Below are 17,196 nucleotides of genomic sequence, written 5' to 3'. Positions count from 1 at the left end.
GAGCCCCTTCATGCGTACGCCTCTGCTATCTCTGCCTGTCTTGGCGACCGCCCTCGCCGCCGTACTCTCGGTCAGTGTCGCCCACGCCGAGCCCCGCAGGGCAGGCCATGTCATCATCATCGGCGTGGACGGCCTCAGCCCCGACGGCGTGATCAAGGCGGATACGCCCGTCCTCGACGACATGATGGCCAAGGGCAGTTGGAGCCTGCATGCCCGCGGGGTGCTTCCCACCACCAGCGGCGCCAACTGGGCTTCGATGCTCACCGGCGCCGGCCCCGAGCAACATGGCGTGACCAGCAATGACTGGCAGGTGGGCGAGTTCAACTTCCCCACCTCGGTCACCGGCTCCGGCGGCTTCTTCCCTTCGATCTTCCAGGTATTGACCGATCAGAACCCTGGCCTAGAGATCGGCTCCATCTATAACTGGGACGGCTTCGGCCGTCTCTACGACCACCGCTTCGTCGACTACGACGCCCATGGCGCGGACGAGGACAGGACCACCGACCTGGCCATAGACTATATCAAGGCCCGGCATCCGGACTTCCTCTTCATCCACCTGGACCACGTCGATCACGCCGGACACGCCGACGGCCACGGCACGCCCCACTATTATGAAGCGGTGACCAAGGCCGACGCCCTGATCGGCCGCATTCGCCAGGCGACGGTGGACGCCGGAATCGCCGAGGACACGGTCATTCTGGTGACCTCCGATCACGGCGGCGTCGGCAAGGGCCATGGCGGCGAAAGCCTGGCCGAGTTGGAAATCCCCTGGATCGCCTATGGCGAAGGGGTCAAACCGGGCGTCGAACTGGACCTGCCCATCAACACCTTCGACACGGGCGCGACCGTCGCCTGGCTACTGGGCGCCGACGTTCCCTACGCCTGGCTGGGCCGGCCGGTGCGTCCGATCCTTCAGGGCGAGGCCATGCCGGTCCAGGCCTATCGCACCAGCAGCTTCTACACCGCACCAGTCATCCTGCCGGCCGGATCGGGCAACACCCCGCCCGGCGGCCTGTTCGTCGACGGCCCGGCCCGGATGAGCTTGCAAAACCCGAACGCCGTCGGCGAGGTGCGCTACACGCTCGACAACTCGACGCCGACGCCCGCCTCCCCCCTCTACGCCGCTCCGGTCGAGATCAGCCGCAACACCATCGTGCGCGCCGGTCTGTTCGTCGATGGAAAGCCGGCCAGCGTTCCGTCGGTCGGCTATTTCCGCGTTCTGGACCCGCGCATCGCCGCGAGCCGGGGCGTGACCTACAGCGTCTATCTGCTGCCGGAGAGCCCGGTGCGGCTGCCCGACTTCTCCCGTCTGACGCCGGTCGCGTCCGGCAAGGCGCATGAGATCACGGTCGACGACCTGACCCTGCCGCGCGAAGACGCCGTCGCCGTGGTGTTCGAAGGCCAGATCCAGATCGACACCGCCGGGGAATACGGCTTCTCGACCGCCTCGGACGACGGCAGCAAACTCTATATCGACGGCAAGACGGTCGTGGACAATGACGGCGATCACGGCGTGATCACCGCCGCCGGCACGATCCGCCTCGAACCCGGTCAACACGCCATTCGGGTCGAATGGTTCAACGGCGGCGGCGGCGCCTGGCTGGGCGCCTATTTCGAAGGTCCGGGCATTCCGCGCCAGTTCATCGACCCGAACCGGCTGACCCCACGCTGAGGGCATAAGCCAGTGATCGAGCGGGGTCGCCCCGCTCGATCACCAGGCCTACCCGCACCCAGACCATTCTGGTACAGACCAAAAAACACTCATCGAGCGCCCATGCCACGCCCTGCCTCTCCCGAAGATTTCGTGGCCACCATCTTCGATCTGTTCGAGCGAATGGGCGGCGACCATTACGGCGAGGCCGTCACGCAATTGGACCATGCCCTTCAGACGGCGCATCACGCCCGCGAGGCGGGGGAAGCGGACTCTCTGGTCGCCGCCGCCCTCCTGCATGACATCGGCCACCTGCTGCAAAAACACGGGCAGGACGCCGCCGACCGCGGCATCGACGCCGTGCACGAACGGATCGGCGCCGCCTGGCTGGCCCAGGGCTTCGCGCCCGAGGTGTCGGAACCGGTCCGACTGCACGTCGAGGCCAAACGCTATCTGGCGACCGCCGAGCCCGGCTATGCGGCCGCCCTCAGCCCCGCCTCTTCCCAGAGCCTGCACCTCCAGGGCGGCCCGATGAACGAGGACGAGGCCGCCGTCTTCCGCACCCACCCCCATTTCGACACGGCCATCCGCCTGCGCCGCTACGACGAGATGGGCAAGACTGAAGGGGCCGTCATCGCCCCCCTCGCCGCCTACAAGGCCATGCTGACGGCGCTCGCCGCACGGGACCTCTAGGCCCCGCGGCGGGCCGCCTCGGCTTCCAGAGCCGGTCTCAGATCAGCGACCGTATCGACCACCAGATCGGCGCCCGCCGCGTACAGCCGATCCGACGCCGCGGACAGCAAAGCCGCACGCGCCTCTGGCTGCAAATCCGCCAACGCCTGTTCAGTCAGCCCGACCATATTGCCCGAGGCGGCCACCCCGACGGTGAAACAGCCGGCGTTGCGCCCTTCGGCCATGCCCACTTCCGCGTCATCCACCTTGACCACCCGCGACAGGGGCCAGACGTCCAGGTCCAGACAGGCCTTGTAGATCATCTGCGGCGACGGCCGTCCCTGCGGCGTCTCGTGCGCGCAGACCACCGTCTCAGGCGCGTACCCCTGTTGCGCCGCGCGTGGCAGAACCGCCTGCATCATCGCCCGCGTATAGCCGGTGCAGGAGCCGATCTTCAGCCCTTCGGCGCGCAGCCAGACGACCGTGTCCGCCGCTCCTGGGATCAGGGCGGCCGTCTCCTGCGCCAGGCGGATCATCGGCGCCTCTAGCGCGGCCATGACCTGATCGACCGCCGCCGCATCGGGAGCGGCCCCCTGGGCCGCGCGCCAGGCCTGGGCGACCTCGGCCTGTTCGAACAGGGCGCGCACATGGTCGGCCTTAGCCCGGCCCATATCCTTGCGCGCCTCCGCCTCATCGACCCTCACGACCAGGCCGGCGAAGGCTTCGATCAGGGCCAGGACCGGCGCCCGGCTGCCGAAATCGACCATGGTGCCGGCCCAGTCGAACACCACCATGTCGAAACAGTCGCGAATACGGGTCATGACGGGGAGGTCTCCTCGAAAAGATCGGCGATCGCCTCCTCGGCGAAGGCGAAGGCGGTGGAGGCGCCGTTGCCGGCGGTGACCACCGCCAGTCGGACGCGGGGATGGGGGGCGGCGATCAGACTGCCGGTCGCGCCCTTCGCATAGGCGCCGACCCAGCGGTCCAGCACCGGCGGCGCGGCCTGGCCGGTGGCGGCGCGCCATTCGTCCAGGATCAGCCGCTCGACCGCCTCGCTGGCGAAGGGATCGGGCGTGTCGGCGTCGTGGTGGCTGTCCCCGACCACCAGGGCGCCGTCGGCGTCCTGCACCGCGATCAGATGCACCCCGTTCGCCAGGGCCTCGCCCTGCTCGGCTTCCAGCCGCGCGCGCAGGACGGCGGCCTGTGGCAGGTCCGCATAGCCGCCGTAGCGCACCAGCCCCAGGTCCGACATGACGGGCGCCGGCAGGGCGAACCCCGGCGCGGCCAGCCGCATCATCTGCAACTTGCACCGTTTCAGTCCCGTATCGGCCAGATATTCGGGATACAGGCTGACCAGATCGTCGCCGGGACAGACCACCACCGCCTCCGCCTCGACCACGCCTCGCCCGGTGACAATTCGCGGCGGCTCGACCGCATGGACCGCCGTCTGGCGCATGAAGACCACGCCGAAGCGCGCGGCCAGCCACTCGGCCAGCTTCGGAATGGCGGAACGCGACTCGACCCGACGTTCGTGCGGACTCCACAACACCCCGACGGTCTGGTCGCCGACCACCTCGGGCGCCCGTTCGCGCGCCGCCTGCGGCGTCAGCAGCCGGCACCCCTCGCCCATTTCCGTCTCGAGAAAAGCCTCCAGCACCGCCAGGGATTCGGGCCGGCGCACGGACATCCACAGCCCCCGCTGCACCACCGCGATCCCGGCCTCGCCCACCACCTCGTCCCAGACGTCGCGACTACGCATCGCGCGTTTCCAGACTGCGCCACGCGGCTGACCCGTCACGGTGATAAAGCCGAAATTGCGGATCGAAGCGCCGTTCGCCTGGGCGTCGCGGTCGATCACCACGACCGACAGCCCGCGCCGCGCGGCGGCCAGGGCGGCGGCCAGGCCCACGATCCCCGCCCCCACCACAGCCACGTCGTAAACCGTCTTCACTACCCGCCGCTCCGTCATCCAGCCGTCGTACGTCTGGTCTAGACCACGCGTATGCAACAGGGGCAAGACACGTGATGGATCGGCTACGACTCTGGCTGGCGCGGGCGCACCCCGTCGCCTTCGTCCTGTTCGCGGGCCTGGCGGGCTTCTGCGCCTATTTCTCGATGTACGCCTTCCGCAAACCCTTTACGGCGGCCACCTTCGACGTCGTCGCGGGCTGGGACTTCGCCCTGGACTATAAGGTGGCCCTGGTCATCGCCCAGGTCGCCGGCTACGCCCTGTCCAAGCTGGCGGGGGTCAAGCTGATCGCCGAAATGCGGCCCGAGCGGCGCGCGATCGCCATCCTGCTGCTGATCGGCGTCTCGTGGCTGGCCCTGGTGATGTTCGCCGTCATCCCCGCGCCCTGGAACGTCGCCGCCCTGTTCCTGAACGGCCTGCCGCTGGGCCTCATCTGGGGTCTGGTGTTCGGCTTCATGGAGGGCCGACGCACCAGCGAAGTCCTGGGGGCGATACTCTGCGCCAGCTTCATCCTGTCGTCCGGCGTGGTGAAGTCGGTGGGCAAGGCCCTGATGGACACCGCCAGCGTCAGCCCCTTCTGGATGCCGGCGGCGACCGGCGTCGTCTTCATGCCCCTGCTGGCGATCTCGGTCCTGGCCCTGGCCGCCCTGCCCCCGCCCAGCCCCGCCGACGAGGCCGAACGCGTCGCCCGCCGCCCGATGATGGCCAAGGAACGGTCGGCCTTCCTGGCGGCCCACTGGCCGGCCCTGCTGCTTCTGGTCTCGGCCTATGTCGCCCTGACCGCCTTCCGCGACCTGCGCGACAATTTCGCCGCCGAGATCTGGCGCGCCCTGGGTTACGGCGACGCCGCCGACGTCTTCACCGCCAGCGAAGGCCCCGTGGCCGCCTTGTCCCTGGTGACGATGGGCCTGCTGATTCTGGTCAAGAACAATGGCCGAGCCCTGCTGCTGATCCACGGGGTGATCCTGGCGGGCTTCGCCATCATGGGTCTGTCGACCCTGGCCTTCCAGCAGCACCTGCTGTCGCCGATCGCCTGGATGATCGCCAGCGGCGCCGGCCTGTACCTGGCCTACACCCCGTTCAACGCCATGCTGTTCGACCGTATGATCGCCTATACGGGCACGGTCGCCACCGCCGGCTTCCTGATCTATGTCGCCGACGCCTCAGGCTATATGGGCAGCGTCGCCCTGCTGCTGGTCCGCAACTTCGCCGCCATCGACCTGCCCTGGCTCCCCTTCTTCATCACCGCCGCCTACGCCACCAGCATCATCGGCATGGTTTTGGTCGCCGTGGCGGCGGCGCTGTTTCTGCGGGGCCGCAGGCGGGGGACGCAAGGCGCTTAGAGCCTAAGCGACGTCGGGCCGCCGCTTCCGCAGACCACCCGACCTCAACCAGGACCAATGTTTCAGCGCACAGTCGCCAAGGCGCGCGCCGTACCCAGCAAGGCGGCGCGCTGCCGGCCGCCCATGCTGTCGTAGAGGCTGGCCAGTTCGTCCAGGACTTCGCCGCGTGACGGCTCTCCGGCCCCGTCCACCTTCGGATAGAAATCCATCACCGAACAGCCCAGCGCCGCAGACGCCCTAGCCAGGGTCGAAGCGGCCATGCGGTTCACGCCGCGCTCGTACTTCTGCACCTGTTGAAACGTGACCCCCAGCGACTGGGCCAGCTTGGCCTGCGTCAGGCGTTCGCGTTGGCGCAATGCCCTGAGCTGTGACCCCACATGGACGTCAATCGGGTCAAGCGCATCATGCTGTACGGCCATCAAGCTTCTCTCTGTAGTCAGACAATCCCGTTATAGCGTCGCTTCCCTCGGGCGCCAGAGGACACCCCCGAGAAGCGAAGCGATAAGCGCGATATTCCAAACATAATAGGCAGAGACATAGGCCCATTGCTCCAGGGCCGTATTGATCGCGAAGACATAGTGCGTCGCCAACACCAGTACCTGAAACCCGGCGGCAACCTGAGTCCACCGCCGACCCGATTGCAACACCGCATAGAGCAGGAACAGGAAGACCGCCCCATCGGCCGCAATGGCGACCCACGGGGCGTTTCGATGATCGAAAGGACTGAGCGCCGTCACCGCCCACGCCAGGCCCAGCACGACCGCAGCGGCCTTCTCCCAACGGCCGCCTCGCCAGAAAGCGAGTGCGGCGGCCAGCAGAAGAAGGCTCAAGGTGAACAGATAGATGGGCGACATGGGCGAACCGTATCACCGTTGCGGTGATTCAGGCGGCGTTATCGACCACCATCAGACGCGTCTCGCGCGGCACAGGTTCATCCTGTTTATCCAGCCCGCCCAGTCGGACGCTGCGGAATTTTGTATTTTCCTTCACCTCGGCGAGGGCGTGGTGCAGTTCGACCATCGCCTCCTGCGCCTCGATCTGCGCCGCCATGGCGCGGGCCAGGGCGTTGAAGGCGGGCTGGCCGACCGTTGCGGACAACCCCGCGTCCTTACGACTTCGAGTAAGCGCCTGAGCGAGCTTTCCAAGGCGGTTGATCGATTGATCCTGTCCGGCCTCCGCCAGGTGCAGGGCATGGTTGAGGCGAGCAGCGATAGCCGCCGCCTGTTCAGCGCGTTTCATGAGCATATCCATTATGAGAAGCCGGAGCCGCTCGTCAGCCGCCGTAGCGCAGCGTCTGCAGCAGGAAGGCGAACTGTTCGGCCCCGGCGAGGGCTGTCACGATCCAGACCGCTACGGCTGCGACGCCGAAGACAATGAGGATGCTTCCGAGCCGTCCATGTCCGGAGTCGAAGGACTGAACTTGGCGTCCAACATCGCGGACGCGATGTAGAACAGTTCGGTCATCACCCCGCCAGGCGTCAGGAACGGGGCCTGCTTGCGCGTGCCCTCCACCAAATGCCGGATCATCAGCCGCTTCGTTTCCGTGGTCGCCATCGTCGCTAGGATGGCTTCCATTTCGCGCCAGCTTATGGGCGGGATCGTGTCGTCGAGAGGTGTCATGGGGCGTCCTTTCAGCCGCTCCAACTGGCCCGATCGCCACAGTCGTCGCCATTGCGATCCCTTCGTATTGGGAATCGTTCGGAGGGCCCTCGACCGCCGCCAACACCAAAGCAGCCGCCACCCGATTCTCGACCGCAAGCTTGCGCGCGGCGTTCTCGCAATGCTTGTCCACCGTCCCGGGCTTGATCCCCAGGGTCCGCGCGATCTGCTTCGAATTATGGTGAGCATGGACCAGCCGCAGACACTCCCGCTCCCGCGCCGTCAGCAGTTCCAAAGTCTCGGACATCGCCGCCTCTCCCCAGAACCCTCTATGTCGCCCGGCCGGCGTCGAGCGGCAACTGTGTTAACGCGAATTCGCCATAGGCATCCGGCGCTCCGAACGGATCCGACGTTCGCCACACCGATCATCGCCTCGGCTTTCGCGCTTCAACTGATCGGACCGCCGGTCCCCCGTAAAGGCGTCACTATAGCGCTGCGACGATCAACCGCCGATTTGGTTTAGCGACTTGAGGGAATGACGGCGCTGTCAGGCTGAGGCGAATTTGTCTCCGCTGAAGGCGGCTATAAGGCGCCTGCCGATCCCACGGCGACAGCGACAGCAGCAATCGTTCATTATGTAATGAACGACCTATGCAGACCGATGGGGCTTCTGCCATGATCATCCAAGGGCAGGATGAAGCACACGCCGACAGGTCGGGCCGTGATGAAGACAAGGGATCGAATCAGAATGGATGAGGCGCAGCCGCTTGTTCACGCTCCTGCGGGATTGCTGAGAGGACGGCGCGAGGGCGACGCCAGGGTGTGGCGCGGGGTGCCCTATGCGGCGCCGCCGGTCGATCATCTTCGGTGGCGCCGGCCGCAGCCGCATCCGGGCTGGCAGGGCGAGCGTGACGCGGGTCAGTTCGGACTCCCTGGGCCGCAGGCCGGTCCCGCCGATGTCGCCGACCTTGTCTCAATCGGCGGCGCGCCTGAACCGACGTCCGAGGATTGCCTGACGCTGAACATCTGGGCTCCGACGCAGGTCGCGAGCGGGGCGCCCGTCATGGTCTGGCTGCACGGCGGCTCTAACCGCATGGGCGCGGGATCTCTGCCCTTCTACGACGGCCAGGCCTTTGCCCGGGACGGCGTGGTTCTGGTCACCGTCAACTACCGACTGGGTCATTTCGGATTCTTCGCCCACCCTGCCCTGACGCGCGAGGCCCCGCGAGACCAGCCCCTGGGCGCTCAGGGTCTGCTCGATCAGATTGCGGCCCTGGAGTGGATCCGTAACAACATACCGGCCTTCGGGGGGGATCCGGCCAATGTCACCCTGTTCGGGGAATCGGCAGGCGGACTGGATATCCTGGCGCTGATGACGACCCCGCGCGCGCGGGGCCTGTTCCAAAAGGCGATCGTCCAGTCCGGCGGCGGCTGGCTGCCGGCGACGCCGCTGAAGACGGCCGAGGCCCGGGGCGTGGCGGCCATGACCGCTTTGGGCGTGGCCGGGACGGACGTTGCAGACCTGCGCGCTGTGCCTTCGGGCCGTCTTGCCGGGGTCGAGGGCGGTTTCGGACCGGTTATCGACGGCCGCCTTCTGGTGCGCGACCCGATCAACGCCTTCGCTCGTGGAGACTTTGCCGACATCCCGTTGATGATCGGGGTCAACAGTGGCGAGGATTCACTGCTGAATTATGGTGACGGCGTGAAGCGGTTCCGATCCATGATCAAGCCGAACGCGGCTCTCGCACGGCTGTACCCTGAGGCTGGGGGTGATGAGGACCAGCTTGTCCGCCTGGGTTTCCGCGACTTCGGATTCGCCGGCCCCGCGCGCTGGATCGCCGCGCGCCCCCGCCGGTCCAGGGCATGGCTCTATGCCTTCGACTATGTGGAAGAGGCGCGCCGCGACACCATGAGCCGAGCGGCCCACGGCGCCGAGATTTTTCACGTCTTCGAGACCCTGGATCATCGGCCGGACGGGGCGCCGCCTGCAAGCGCTGCGGATCGCGCGGTCGCTGCGGCCCTCCACGCGCGTTGGGTTGCGTTCGCCCGGGACGGAGATCCCGGCGCGGACTGGCCCGCCTATGACCGAACGCAGGATGCGTGGCGCGTCTTCGATGCGACGCCGGGCGGAACAATGCGTCGGGGCTGGTGGAAGGCGTCTCTGGACCACCACGAACGCAAGGCTCGCCTGCTGATCCTTGTGATACGGGCTCGGGATCGCCTGCGACGGCTTCTTTCAGCTAGGGGTATTTGATGACGACCAGCACCGCCCGCCCCCGCCCGCCGATCAAGTCCAAGGCGCAAAGGCGCGAAGAGGCGATGAACCGCATCCTTGATGCGGCCGAAGCCCTGTTTGCGCGGGACGGCCTGCACGGCGTCACCCTGAAGGCGGTCGCCGCCGAAGCCGGCGTCGATACGGCACTGGTCCACTATTATTTCGAGGACAAGACACGGCTGTTCAGCGCCACCTTCGGCCGCCGCGCCGAGGTGGTGAACCAGATGCGTCTGGACAGCCTGAACCGCTACGAGGCGGAACAGGGCGAAGCGATGACCGTGCGCGGGCTCCTCGAGTCCTTCCTCAAGCCCATGTTCATGCTGTTGGAAGATGGGGATCCCGCCTGGCTGAACTATGCGGCCCTGGTGGCGCAGGTGAACAACACCCCTGTCTGGGGCGGCGACACCATGCACCAACATTTCGATCCCGTGGTGCAGCGCTTCATCGCCCTGCTCAAACGCATCGCCCCGGAGGTGCCCGAGCGCCAGCTTTTCTGGTTCTACCATCTGCTCTCCGGCGCCCTGACCCTCTCCCTCGCCCAGACCGGACGGATCGACGTCCTGTCGGGCGGCGAGTGCCGATCATCAGAGATGCTGGCCATCTGCGAGGCGATGGAAGTCGTCTTCACCGGGGGGTTCGAAGCGATCCGGCATCCCTCGACATCTTGGGACACGGCAGCGAAGGGGAAGTCGTGATGGCGGACGTCGGGACCTGGTTTGCCCGGCATGGAGCCGAGATCGTCGCCTGGAGGCGGGATCTCCATGCCCACCCTGAACTGGCCTTCGAAGAACACAGAACCTCGGCCTTCGTCGCCGAGCGTCTGCGTGATTGGGGGCTGGAGGTTCATACCGGGATCGCCGGGACCGGGGTTGTCGGGGTCCTGCGTGGAACGGGCGGGCCGGACGCGCCTGCCCTCGGCCTGCGGGCGGACATGGACGCCCTGCCGATCGAGGAAGCGACCGGCGCCAGCCACAGCTCGCAGCGCCGCGGCGTGATGCATGCGTGTGGCCACGACGGCCACACCGCCATGCTCTTGGGCGCGGCGCGCAGGATCGTCGATCTGGTGCAGGACCGCGGCCGGTTCGCCGGCGACGTCGTCTTCATCTTCCAGCCCGCCGAAGAGAATGAAGGCGGCGGCCAGCGCATGGTCGAGGAAGGCTTGTTCGAGCGGTTCCCGGTTCGTCAGGTTTTCGCCCTGCACAATCTTCCAGGCCTGGAGGTGGGCCGGTTCGTGACAAGGCCCGGCGCCATGCTTGCGGGCTTTGACACCTTCGACATCCGGATCGAGGCTGACGGCGGACATGCGGCCAATCCCGCCGATGGCGGCGACGCCGTCGTCGCGGCGGCGGCCCTGATCATGGGGTTCCAAACCATCGTGCCGCGTCAGACGCCGGCGAGTTCGGCCGCGCTTCTGGCTGTGACGATGGTATCAGGCGGGACGGCGCACAACATCCTGCCGGACGCGGTGACGCTGGGCGGATCATTGCGCTGGTTCGAGCGCCCGGTGATCGAGGAGATCCGGCGCCGGATGGAGGCGCATCGTCAGGGGGTCGCCACGGCCTATGGCGTGCGGATCACCATGGCCTATCGCGAGCGGTATCCCGCACTTCTGAACGATGTTGCCGCAATGGAGCTCGCAGCCCGCGCCGCGCGCCGCGCCGTGGGAGATGAGCGCGTCGCGACGAACATTGCACCCGTCATGGGGTCCGAGGACTTCGCCTTCATGCTGGAACATGTCCCCGGGGCCTACCTCGGCTTCGGAAACGGCCCAGGCGAGGGCGGATGCCTGCTCCACAATCCCCGATACGATTTCAATGACGGCGCTCTGGAATCAGGCGTCGCCTTCTGGACCGCCCTGGTCGAGACCTTCTTTGAAGAGGCCCGACCGGCCGACGGACCGGAGCCGCAGCTTTAAAGACCACCTTCGGTCAGGCCGTGCGAAGGTCAGCGGCGCGTGACCCTCACGACCAGGGTTTCGCCGTCCGCGGCAATGCTGACGATCTGGCCGTCGTTTCGAACCACCGCTCCGCCGCTCACGGCAAGATCATAACCGTTCGGGTACTGGACGGACGGCACATAGATTTCCGTCGGGCCTGTCGCGGTCCCGCGCACCTCGATCTCGGCGTCGAACACGCCGCTGTCGCGATCAAAACGCTGCTGGACGAGGCGCCCCTGAGCGGCCCGGACGAACGGGCGACAGAAGCCCTCCACCGCGCGCCCGCCGCTGTTCGGATCGTCCGGCGTCGTCGCCTGATCCGCCGACCAGATCGACAGGTCTTCCTGGTTCCAGCCGTCGCCGATCATCGGATCGTTGCGATTGGACGCCGTATAGTTCCACTGGGTCGAGGACAGGCCCAGTTGGTCGATCGCATTGTACATCATGTCCAGGGCCAGGGTGTGTGACTCCCAGAGTTGCGGGCCACGTTCTCCTTCGGCCCAGCGCCGGTAGGCTTCCGCCCCGTTCAGATCGTACGGGATGCCGCATTCCCCGAGCAGGGTCGGCGCCTCGCCGTTCAACCGGTCCCCTGCGGACTTGATCCGGCCCATCTCGACGACGTAGCTCTGTTCGATTGCGGCCCGCGTGTCTCGCGTCTCACCGGTCAGCACATGCCGGCCCCCGAACTCGAACCGCTTTGTCACCAGGGTCGTCAGATCATACCAGTGGCTGGCGTTGACCGTATTGGGCGGACATCCGTCGGGGAAGCCATGCCCCATGAAGGCTTCAAACGGGTCCACCTCCGCGAACAGAAGCCAATCCGGACGCAGCGCGCGCACGGTCCCGGCGACACGGTGGAAGAAGGGCGCCATACAGTCCCGGGCCACGTCGATGGGCTGGCCGGACCTGAGTTTGAAATGGTCCTCCTTCAGCGCGACGGCCTGCCCCTCGCGGATGTCCCAGACGCCGGCGGCGCGGAACGGATCCTCGCGTCCCGGCAGCCAGACGGAGATCCCGTCGGTGTTTAGGCGGGTCTCGCCGCAGATCCCCTGACCGGGGGCCACGACCGGCAGGGTGCAGGACAGGCCCGAAAGAAGGGCCAGACCGTCGAGCGGCGACCAGATCGGCCCCCGGTAGCGGACGATGGGATCAGACAGGGCCTTGCCAATATAGCCGGCGCCCGGCTCGTTCAGGCTGTCAAATCCCAGAACATGATCCATGCCGACCAGCCGGGCGGCCAGGGCTTGCATGGCTCCCAGATAGTGGTCCTGGAACATGTCCTGCAGATGAACGCCTGCGACCGTCGCGCCCGGCGCCAGATCCCGGCCAGCAAAGAACAGGGTCCACATCACGCCATTGGCGGGCCGCGCGTAGTTCCCGCTCCAGCTCATGACCGGGTAGCTGTCCTGGCGTCCGCCCAGCACCGGATCATAGGCGTGCTGCATGACATGGGCCGCGCCGGAGGCATGGAAGCGGGTGAAATCGAGCCCCGCCGCCTCGAAGGTCCAGCCGGGCGCCCCGTCGCCCCCGGACATCCGGGCCCAGGCGTCCTGGTGAAAATCGACGAGAACATAGAGGCCGTGAGCGCCGGCCCTTCGACAAACCTCGGCATAGTAGTCGAGATAGGCGTCATCATAGAGTCCCGGCCCAGCGTGTTCGACCGCCTCCCAGGTTGTCAGCAGCCGCAGGCAGTTGAAGCCCCAGCGCCGCAGTCTGGCGAAATGGCTGTCGATCTCGTCCAGGGGCGCGGGCCGCCCGACGAAACTGACCGTCCTGTGATCCGCAAAATCCGTCGGCAGATAGGTCGGCTGGCTCGGGCTGAACGGGACCTTGCTGTCGCCGCCGAAATTGACGCCGCGCAGCATCAGATCGCGCCCCAGCTCATCCCGAAAGGCGCCTCCCCCAAGGCCGATCCGAGTCAGGGAGGCGACGGCCGCCCCCCTCGCCTTGTCGTCACGTTCAGACATGAATTTCAGCCACTGAAGAAGGGAAACGCGCCGGGACGGCCCCGGCAGGGGGATGTCCGACACTCGGACGCGGTCCGAAACCGGCGATCAGGCGCTGGTCCTGAACGCAACGGTCTCGGGCGCAACGGCCTCGGGCGCATTGATCATGGCCAGCCAGTAGCCGATCAGCGAGATCACACCCGTCACCGCCCCCAGCCAGGCAAGGGCCTGGCCCAGGCCCGACGGTCCCGGCAGGAGCGTGGTCATTCCGGCGATGACCGGCGGGACCACCAACCCGGCCACGAGGGTGCCGATAATCTTCAGGGCGGCCAGGCTCGTGGCGCGCTCCTCATTGGGGATCAGCACAGCGATGGCGGCGGCGTTGACCAGATTGACGATAGTCCCCCCCACCAGCAGGACGAACAGGACCAGGGCGAAACCGCTGACCGTCGGCATGATCGGGTACAGGCTGGCCGGTATGCTGACGGCGGTGGCGATCAGGGCCGGCAGCAGAATGCCGCCGCGCATCCTGAGCTTCTGGCCGGCGTCGGCCGTATACCCCCCGATCAGGGACCCGAGGACGCCAGATCCCAGGATAACCAGCCCGATCCAGGTTCCAAACTCGGCGGGCCCCAGGCCATACTGGCGGATCAGGACCGAGCCGACCCAGAGCGCGGCTGCGCCTTCAGCAAGCGATCCGGAAAACTGACCGACGAACAACGGCCCGAGAAACCGACGGCGTTTCCAGAAGGCGCGCAGGGTCGGGCCCAGCGCCGTGCTTGTCTGTTCGACCTCGTGCCGCGCCGGCTCCTTCATCAGGAACAGAGGCAGGACCAGCAAGGCGGCGCCTAGGCCGACCAGCAGGTGGCTCTCGCGCCAGGGGGCGAGGCCCAACAGGCCGGCCCCTGGATGGGCGGAAAGATAGCCGAACAGCGCCCCACCGAGGGCAAAGGCGGCGGCGGCCCCGGCCCAGGCCCCGATCGAGACCAGCAGCATCGACCGCCCCCGACGCTCGGGCATGCAGACGTCGGCCAGGATGGAGACGACGACAGGAAAGACAGTGCCGGCGCCGATGCCGGCGACCAGCCGGGCGGCGAACAGGCCGTAAAAATCCTGCACGAAGGCGGTGCCGATGGTCCCGGCGGCCCAGAGCGCAGCGAGCCCGATCAGAAGCCGGGTTCGCATCCCGTGATCCACCATCCAGGCGATCGGCAGGGACAGGACGGCGACCGGAACCGCCGTCGCCGTGCCGATGATCATGCCGAGCTGAAGGTCCGAGAGCCCGAGGTCAGCCTTGGCGGCTTCCTGCAAAGGGGCCAAAAGCCCGCCCACGGTCAGGGCCGAAAAGATGGTCAGGGTCAGCAGCCAGATGACACTCCAGCCGGTCTTGCGAAACCTGCCGCCCGAGGGCTGAGGCGCCACCGGGGCGGCCGGCTCCATGGACGATGTGGTCATCTCTAATCTACCCGGTACCGGCAACAGGGGGCTGAGTGGCGGGAGCGCCCCGAAGGCCGCTCCCGCCTTGGCGTCTAGAAGCTGCGGGTGATGCGCACGCCATATTGGCGCGGCGGTCCCGCATAGCGCTGTCCGCTCTTCACGGCTCCGATGTATTCCTCGTCGAAGACATTGGTCCCGTAAGCCTGCACCTTCCAGGCGTCCCCCGAGGGTTCGAACGTCAGCTGGGCGTTGACGATGTTGCGGGGCTCCAACCGGTCGCCTCGGGCCTCGTTGGCGAAGATGGTGCCGAAGGTCTCGGAGATGTGGCTGTAATCGACACGAGGCGTCAGCACGCCGCCGGCGACGGCGAAGTCGTATTCGAGGCCCAGATTGACCGTCATCTCCGGCGCATAGGTCTGGGCGTTGCCGCCGACATTGACGCAGTTTGACGAAGCCGGACCGGTGTCCGGGTCGCACCCGCCCGTCAGCGAGCCCCGTTGGTCAATGGCGAAGAAGTCCCCCAGCTCCGAGTGCGACAGCGACAATCCGGCATCCAGCCCGAGCGCTCCGAAACGCCCCTGAGCCGAGGCTTCCAGACCGTAGATTTTCGTCTCGCCGGTGACATTGGAAATGGTGGTGATGGTCGGGGTGGTCGGGTCGCCGATGATGACCTGGAAGTTCTCGTAGATGTTGTAATAGCCGCCGATTTGGGTCCGCAGGCGCCCGTCCAGCATGGTGGCCTTCCAGCCCGCCTCGAAGTCGACGACCTCCTCGCCCTCGAAGGCTCCCGGGGTGACGCCCAGGATGTTCGGGCCGTTCAGCCCGCCGGCCTTGTAGCCGGTCGCCACGAAGCCATAGAGGAAGTTGTCCTCATCGAGCGTCCAGTTCAGCGCGACCTTGCCCGTGACCTTCTCATCCACGACCCGGTCGTCCTGAGTGATCGAAAGCCCCAGGGCCGGGATGGCGCTGACGGCCTCGTTCTCGACCGTCGAGCGCGAGAAGCGTGCGCCCACCTGAAGCTCCAACCGGTCCGTGAGGTCATAGCTCACCTGGCCGAAGACGGCCGCGGTTGTCTTCGGATTGCGTCCCACAAGGGTGGTCGCGACCAGGAGGGGCACGGTCGATGAGAGATACTGGGTGGTGATGTACCCCCCCTCGGGGAAGGTGATCAGATCATCCTGATAATAGGCCCCGACAATCCAGCGCAGCGGGCCGGTGTCGGGCGAAATCAGATTGAACTCCTGTGACCAGAGCCTCTGGCTCACATCGATGTGGGAGGTGAACGGCAGGGTCGCGGTCCCATCCGTATCGGAATCGACCAGCGAGCTGCCGTCCTGATAGCCCGAGATCGACCGCAGTATGATGCCGTTGTCGAACGTATAACTGATATTCAGAACGGACCGGAGCATCTCGTCCTGAGCCGCGAACGGCCCGTTGGTGCGGATGTCGAACAGACCGTCCGTCGAGCCGACGGGGGTGGTGGGATAGCCCCCGAGATCCAATTTGCTGTAATCGGTCTTGAACAGAACGCGCAGAGCGTCGGTGGGCTGCCACAAGACGCTGACGCGGTAGCTCTGGTTGTCCACGGCCCCCGGATCGCCGGCGGTGGGGGCCCCCTCGACGACATTGTAGAAGCTGTCGCGCTGTTCCGTGTTGAAGGCCAGTCTCACGGCGAGGGTGTCGGTGACCGGCACATTCAATGCGCCTTGCAGGCGGACCTGGTCGTAGTTGCCGAACTGGCCGGTGAAATAGCCGCCGACATCCGACAGGTCGGGGTTCTTCTCGGTAATGAAGACCGCTCCGCCCGTGGCGTTCTGGCCGGCGAACGTCCCCTGGGGACCGCGGAGCAGTTCCAGGCTTGCGATGTCATAGAGAGGTTCGTTCTGCAGATAGGCCGGAAAGGCCGCGACGCCGTCCCGGTAGGTGATGACCCCCACGCCGATGCTCGAGGAGTTCTCGGTCTTGCCGATCCCGCGGATATTGAAGCTGTTGCCCATGCCCGAGTTCTGAACCGTCACCGATGGCGCGGCGAACTGCAGGGATTCGATGTTGGTCACACCCTTGTTCTGCAGTTGCTCGCCACTGAAGACCGCCGCCGCGATCGGCGTCTGCTGCAGGTTGCTGGTGCGGCGCTCGGCCGTGACCACGACCTCCTCCAGCGCCGGGCTCGTGTCCGGCTCCGGAACCGCCTGCTGCGCCTGAGCCGCTCCGCACCAGATCAGTGCCAAGGCTGAACTCGAAATCCAAATGCCGCGACCCATCATAGGCCCCTTCTTGCTGGTGTTTCCGGGACGATCTCCGTCGCCATGCGCAAAGGTGTTTCACCGAAGGCCGCCCCCGTCAACGATCATTCATGAAAGAATGAACA

General features: G+C 66.6%; 15 protein-coding genes. 6 read left to right on the top strand and 9 right to left on the bottom strand.

What is annotated here, in order from left to right; all coding sequences use genetic code 11:
* Window positions 1–10 precede the first annotated feature (10 nt).
* Window positions 11–1,672, top strand: a complete 1,662-nt coding sequence (locus OU998_RS07340; protein ID WP_267516289.1) for an alkaline phosphatase family protein — start codon at window positions 11–13, stop codon at window positions 1,670–1,672.
* A gap of 102 nt (window positions 1,673–1,774) precedes the next feature.
* Entirely contained in the window at window positions 1,775–2,344 is a 570-nt protein-coding gene (locus OU998_RS07335) for a phosphonate degradation HD-domain oxygenase (RefSeq protein WP_267516288.1), read from the top strand.
* Here OU998_RS07335 and phnX read toward each other — a convergent pair.
* Together phnX and OU998_RS07325 are read right to left on the bottom strand one after the other, a co-directional pair.
* The gene (phnX, locus tag OU998_RS07330; protein ID WP_267516287.1) at window positions 2,341–3,144 is read right to left on the bottom strand and encodes a phosphonoacetaldehyde hydrolase; all 804 of its coding nucleotides are present in this window, start codon (window positions 3,142–3,144) and stop codon (window positions 2,341–2,343) included. The two genes, OU998_RS07335 and phnX, sit on opposite strands and share 4 nt — an antisense overlap.
* Window positions 3,141–4,274, bottom strand: coding sequence for a TIGR03364 family FAD-dependent oxidoreductase (locus OU998_RS07325; RefSeq protein WP_267516286.1), 1,134 nt, complete (start codon window positions 4,272–4,274; stop codon window positions 3,141–3,143). Before OU998_RS07325 ends, phnX begins: the two co-directional genes overlap by 4 nt.
* Window positions 4,275–4,348: 74 nt before the next feature.
* Between OU998_RS07325 and OU998_RS07320 the strand changes: the two genes are divergently transcribed.
* Window positions 4,349–5,635 (top strand): DUF5690 family protein, encoded by a 1,287-nt coding sequence (locus OU998_RS07320; RefSeq protein WP_267516285.1) that lies wholly within the window; start codon window positions 4,349–4,351, stop codon window positions 5,633–5,635.
* Window positions 5,636–5,697: 62 nt separating this feature from the next.
* Here the strand turns inward: OU998_RS07320 and OU998_RS07315 are convergent, their stop codons facing one another.
* From OU998_RS07315 to OU998_RS07300, 4 genes are read right to left on the bottom strand one after another with little or no spacing between them, the layout of a single operon-like run.
* Window positions 5,698–6,054, bottom strand: coding sequence for a helix-turn-helix domain-containing protein (locus OU998_RS07315; protein WP_267516284.1), 357 nt, complete (start codon window positions 6,052–6,054; stop codon window positions 5,698–5,700).
* Between the two features lie 30 nt (window positions 6,055–6,084).
* Window positions 6,085–6,489 (bottom strand): hypothetical protein, encoded by a 405-nt coding sequence (locus OU998_RS07310; RefSeq protein ID WP_267516283.1) that lies wholly within the window; start codon window positions 6,487–6,489, stop codon window positions 6,085–6,087.
* Window positions 6,490–6,517: 28 nt separating this feature from the next.
* Window positions 6,518–6,874: a hypothetical protein gene (locus OU998_RS07305; RefSeq protein WP_267516282.1), complete on the bottom strand. Its 357-nt coding sequence runs from the start codon at window positions 6,872–6,874 to the stop codon at window positions 6,518–6,520.
* Window positions 6,875–6,908: 34 nt separating this feature from the next.
* Window positions 6,909–7,541, bottom strand: coding sequence for a helix-turn-helix domain-containing protein (locus OU998_RS07300; protein WP_267516281.1), 633 nt, complete (start codon window positions 7,539–7,541; stop codon window positions 6,909–6,911).
* A gap of 441 nt (window positions 7,542–7,982) precedes the next feature.
* Here OU998_RS07300 and OU998_RS07295 point away from each other — a divergent pair, with 441 nt between their 5' ends.
* From OU998_RS07295 to OU998_RS07285, 3 genes are read left to right on the top strand one after another with little or no spacing between them, the layout of a single operon-like run.
* Window positions 7,983–9,488: a carboxylesterase/lipase family protein gene (locus tag OU998_RS07295; protein ID WP_267516280.1), complete on the top strand. Its 1,506-nt coding sequence runs from the start codon at window positions 7,983–7,985 to the stop codon at window positions 9,486–9,488.
* Complete coding sequence (locus OU998_RS07290) at window positions 9,488–10,204, top strand: TetR/AcrR family transcriptional regulator (protein ID WP_267516279.1); 717 nt, start codon at window positions 9,488–9,490, stop codon at window positions 10,202–10,204. The genes OU998_RS07295 and OU998_RS07290 overlap by 1 nt, the downstream gene beginning before the upstream one ends.
* Window positions 10,204–11,424, top strand: coding sequence for an amidohydrolase (locus OU998_RS07285; RefSeq protein ID WP_267516278.1), 1,221 nt, complete (start codon window positions 10,204–10,206; stop codon window positions 11,422–11,424). Before OU998_RS07290 ends, OU998_RS07285 begins: the two co-directional genes overlap by 1 nt.
* Window positions 11,425–11,453: 29 nt before the next feature.
* On the opposite strand, the gene OU998_RS07280 is transcribed toward OU998_RS07285, so the two are convergent.
* From OU998_RS07280 to OU998_RS07270, 3 genes are all read right to left on the bottom strand, one after another.
* On the bottom strand, window positions 11,454–13,412 hold the full coding sequence (locus tag OU998_RS07280) for a cellulase family glycosylhydrolase (protein ID WP_267516277.1): 1,959 nt from the start codon (window positions 13,410–13,412) through the stop codon (window positions 11,454–11,456).
* A gap of 87 nt (window positions 13,413–13,499) precedes the next feature.
* Window positions 13,500–14,846, bottom strand: coding sequence for an MFS transporter (locus OU998_RS07275; RefSeq protein ID WP_267516276.1), 1,347 nt, complete (start codon window positions 14,844–14,846; stop codon window positions 13,500–13,502).
* Window positions 14,847–14,920: 74 nt separating this feature from the next.
* Window positions 14,921–17,056 carry a TonB-dependent receptor gene (locus tag OU998_RS07270; RefSeq protein WP_267516275.1) on the bottom strand — a complete coding sequence of 712 codons (2,136 nt, stop codon included), beginning with the start codon at window positions 17,054–17,056 and terminating at the stop codon, window positions 14,921–14,923.
* Window positions 17,057–17,196 lie beyond the last annotated feature (140 nt).

Source organism: Brevundimonas sp. SL130, from assembly GCF_026625805.1.
Classification (GTDB): domain Bacteria; phylum Pseudomonadota; class Alphaproteobacteria; order Caulobacterales; family Caulobacteraceae; genus Brevundimonas.
Note: the sequence above shows the minus strand (reverse complement) of the source record. Positions and strands in the feature narration are given on the sequence as shown.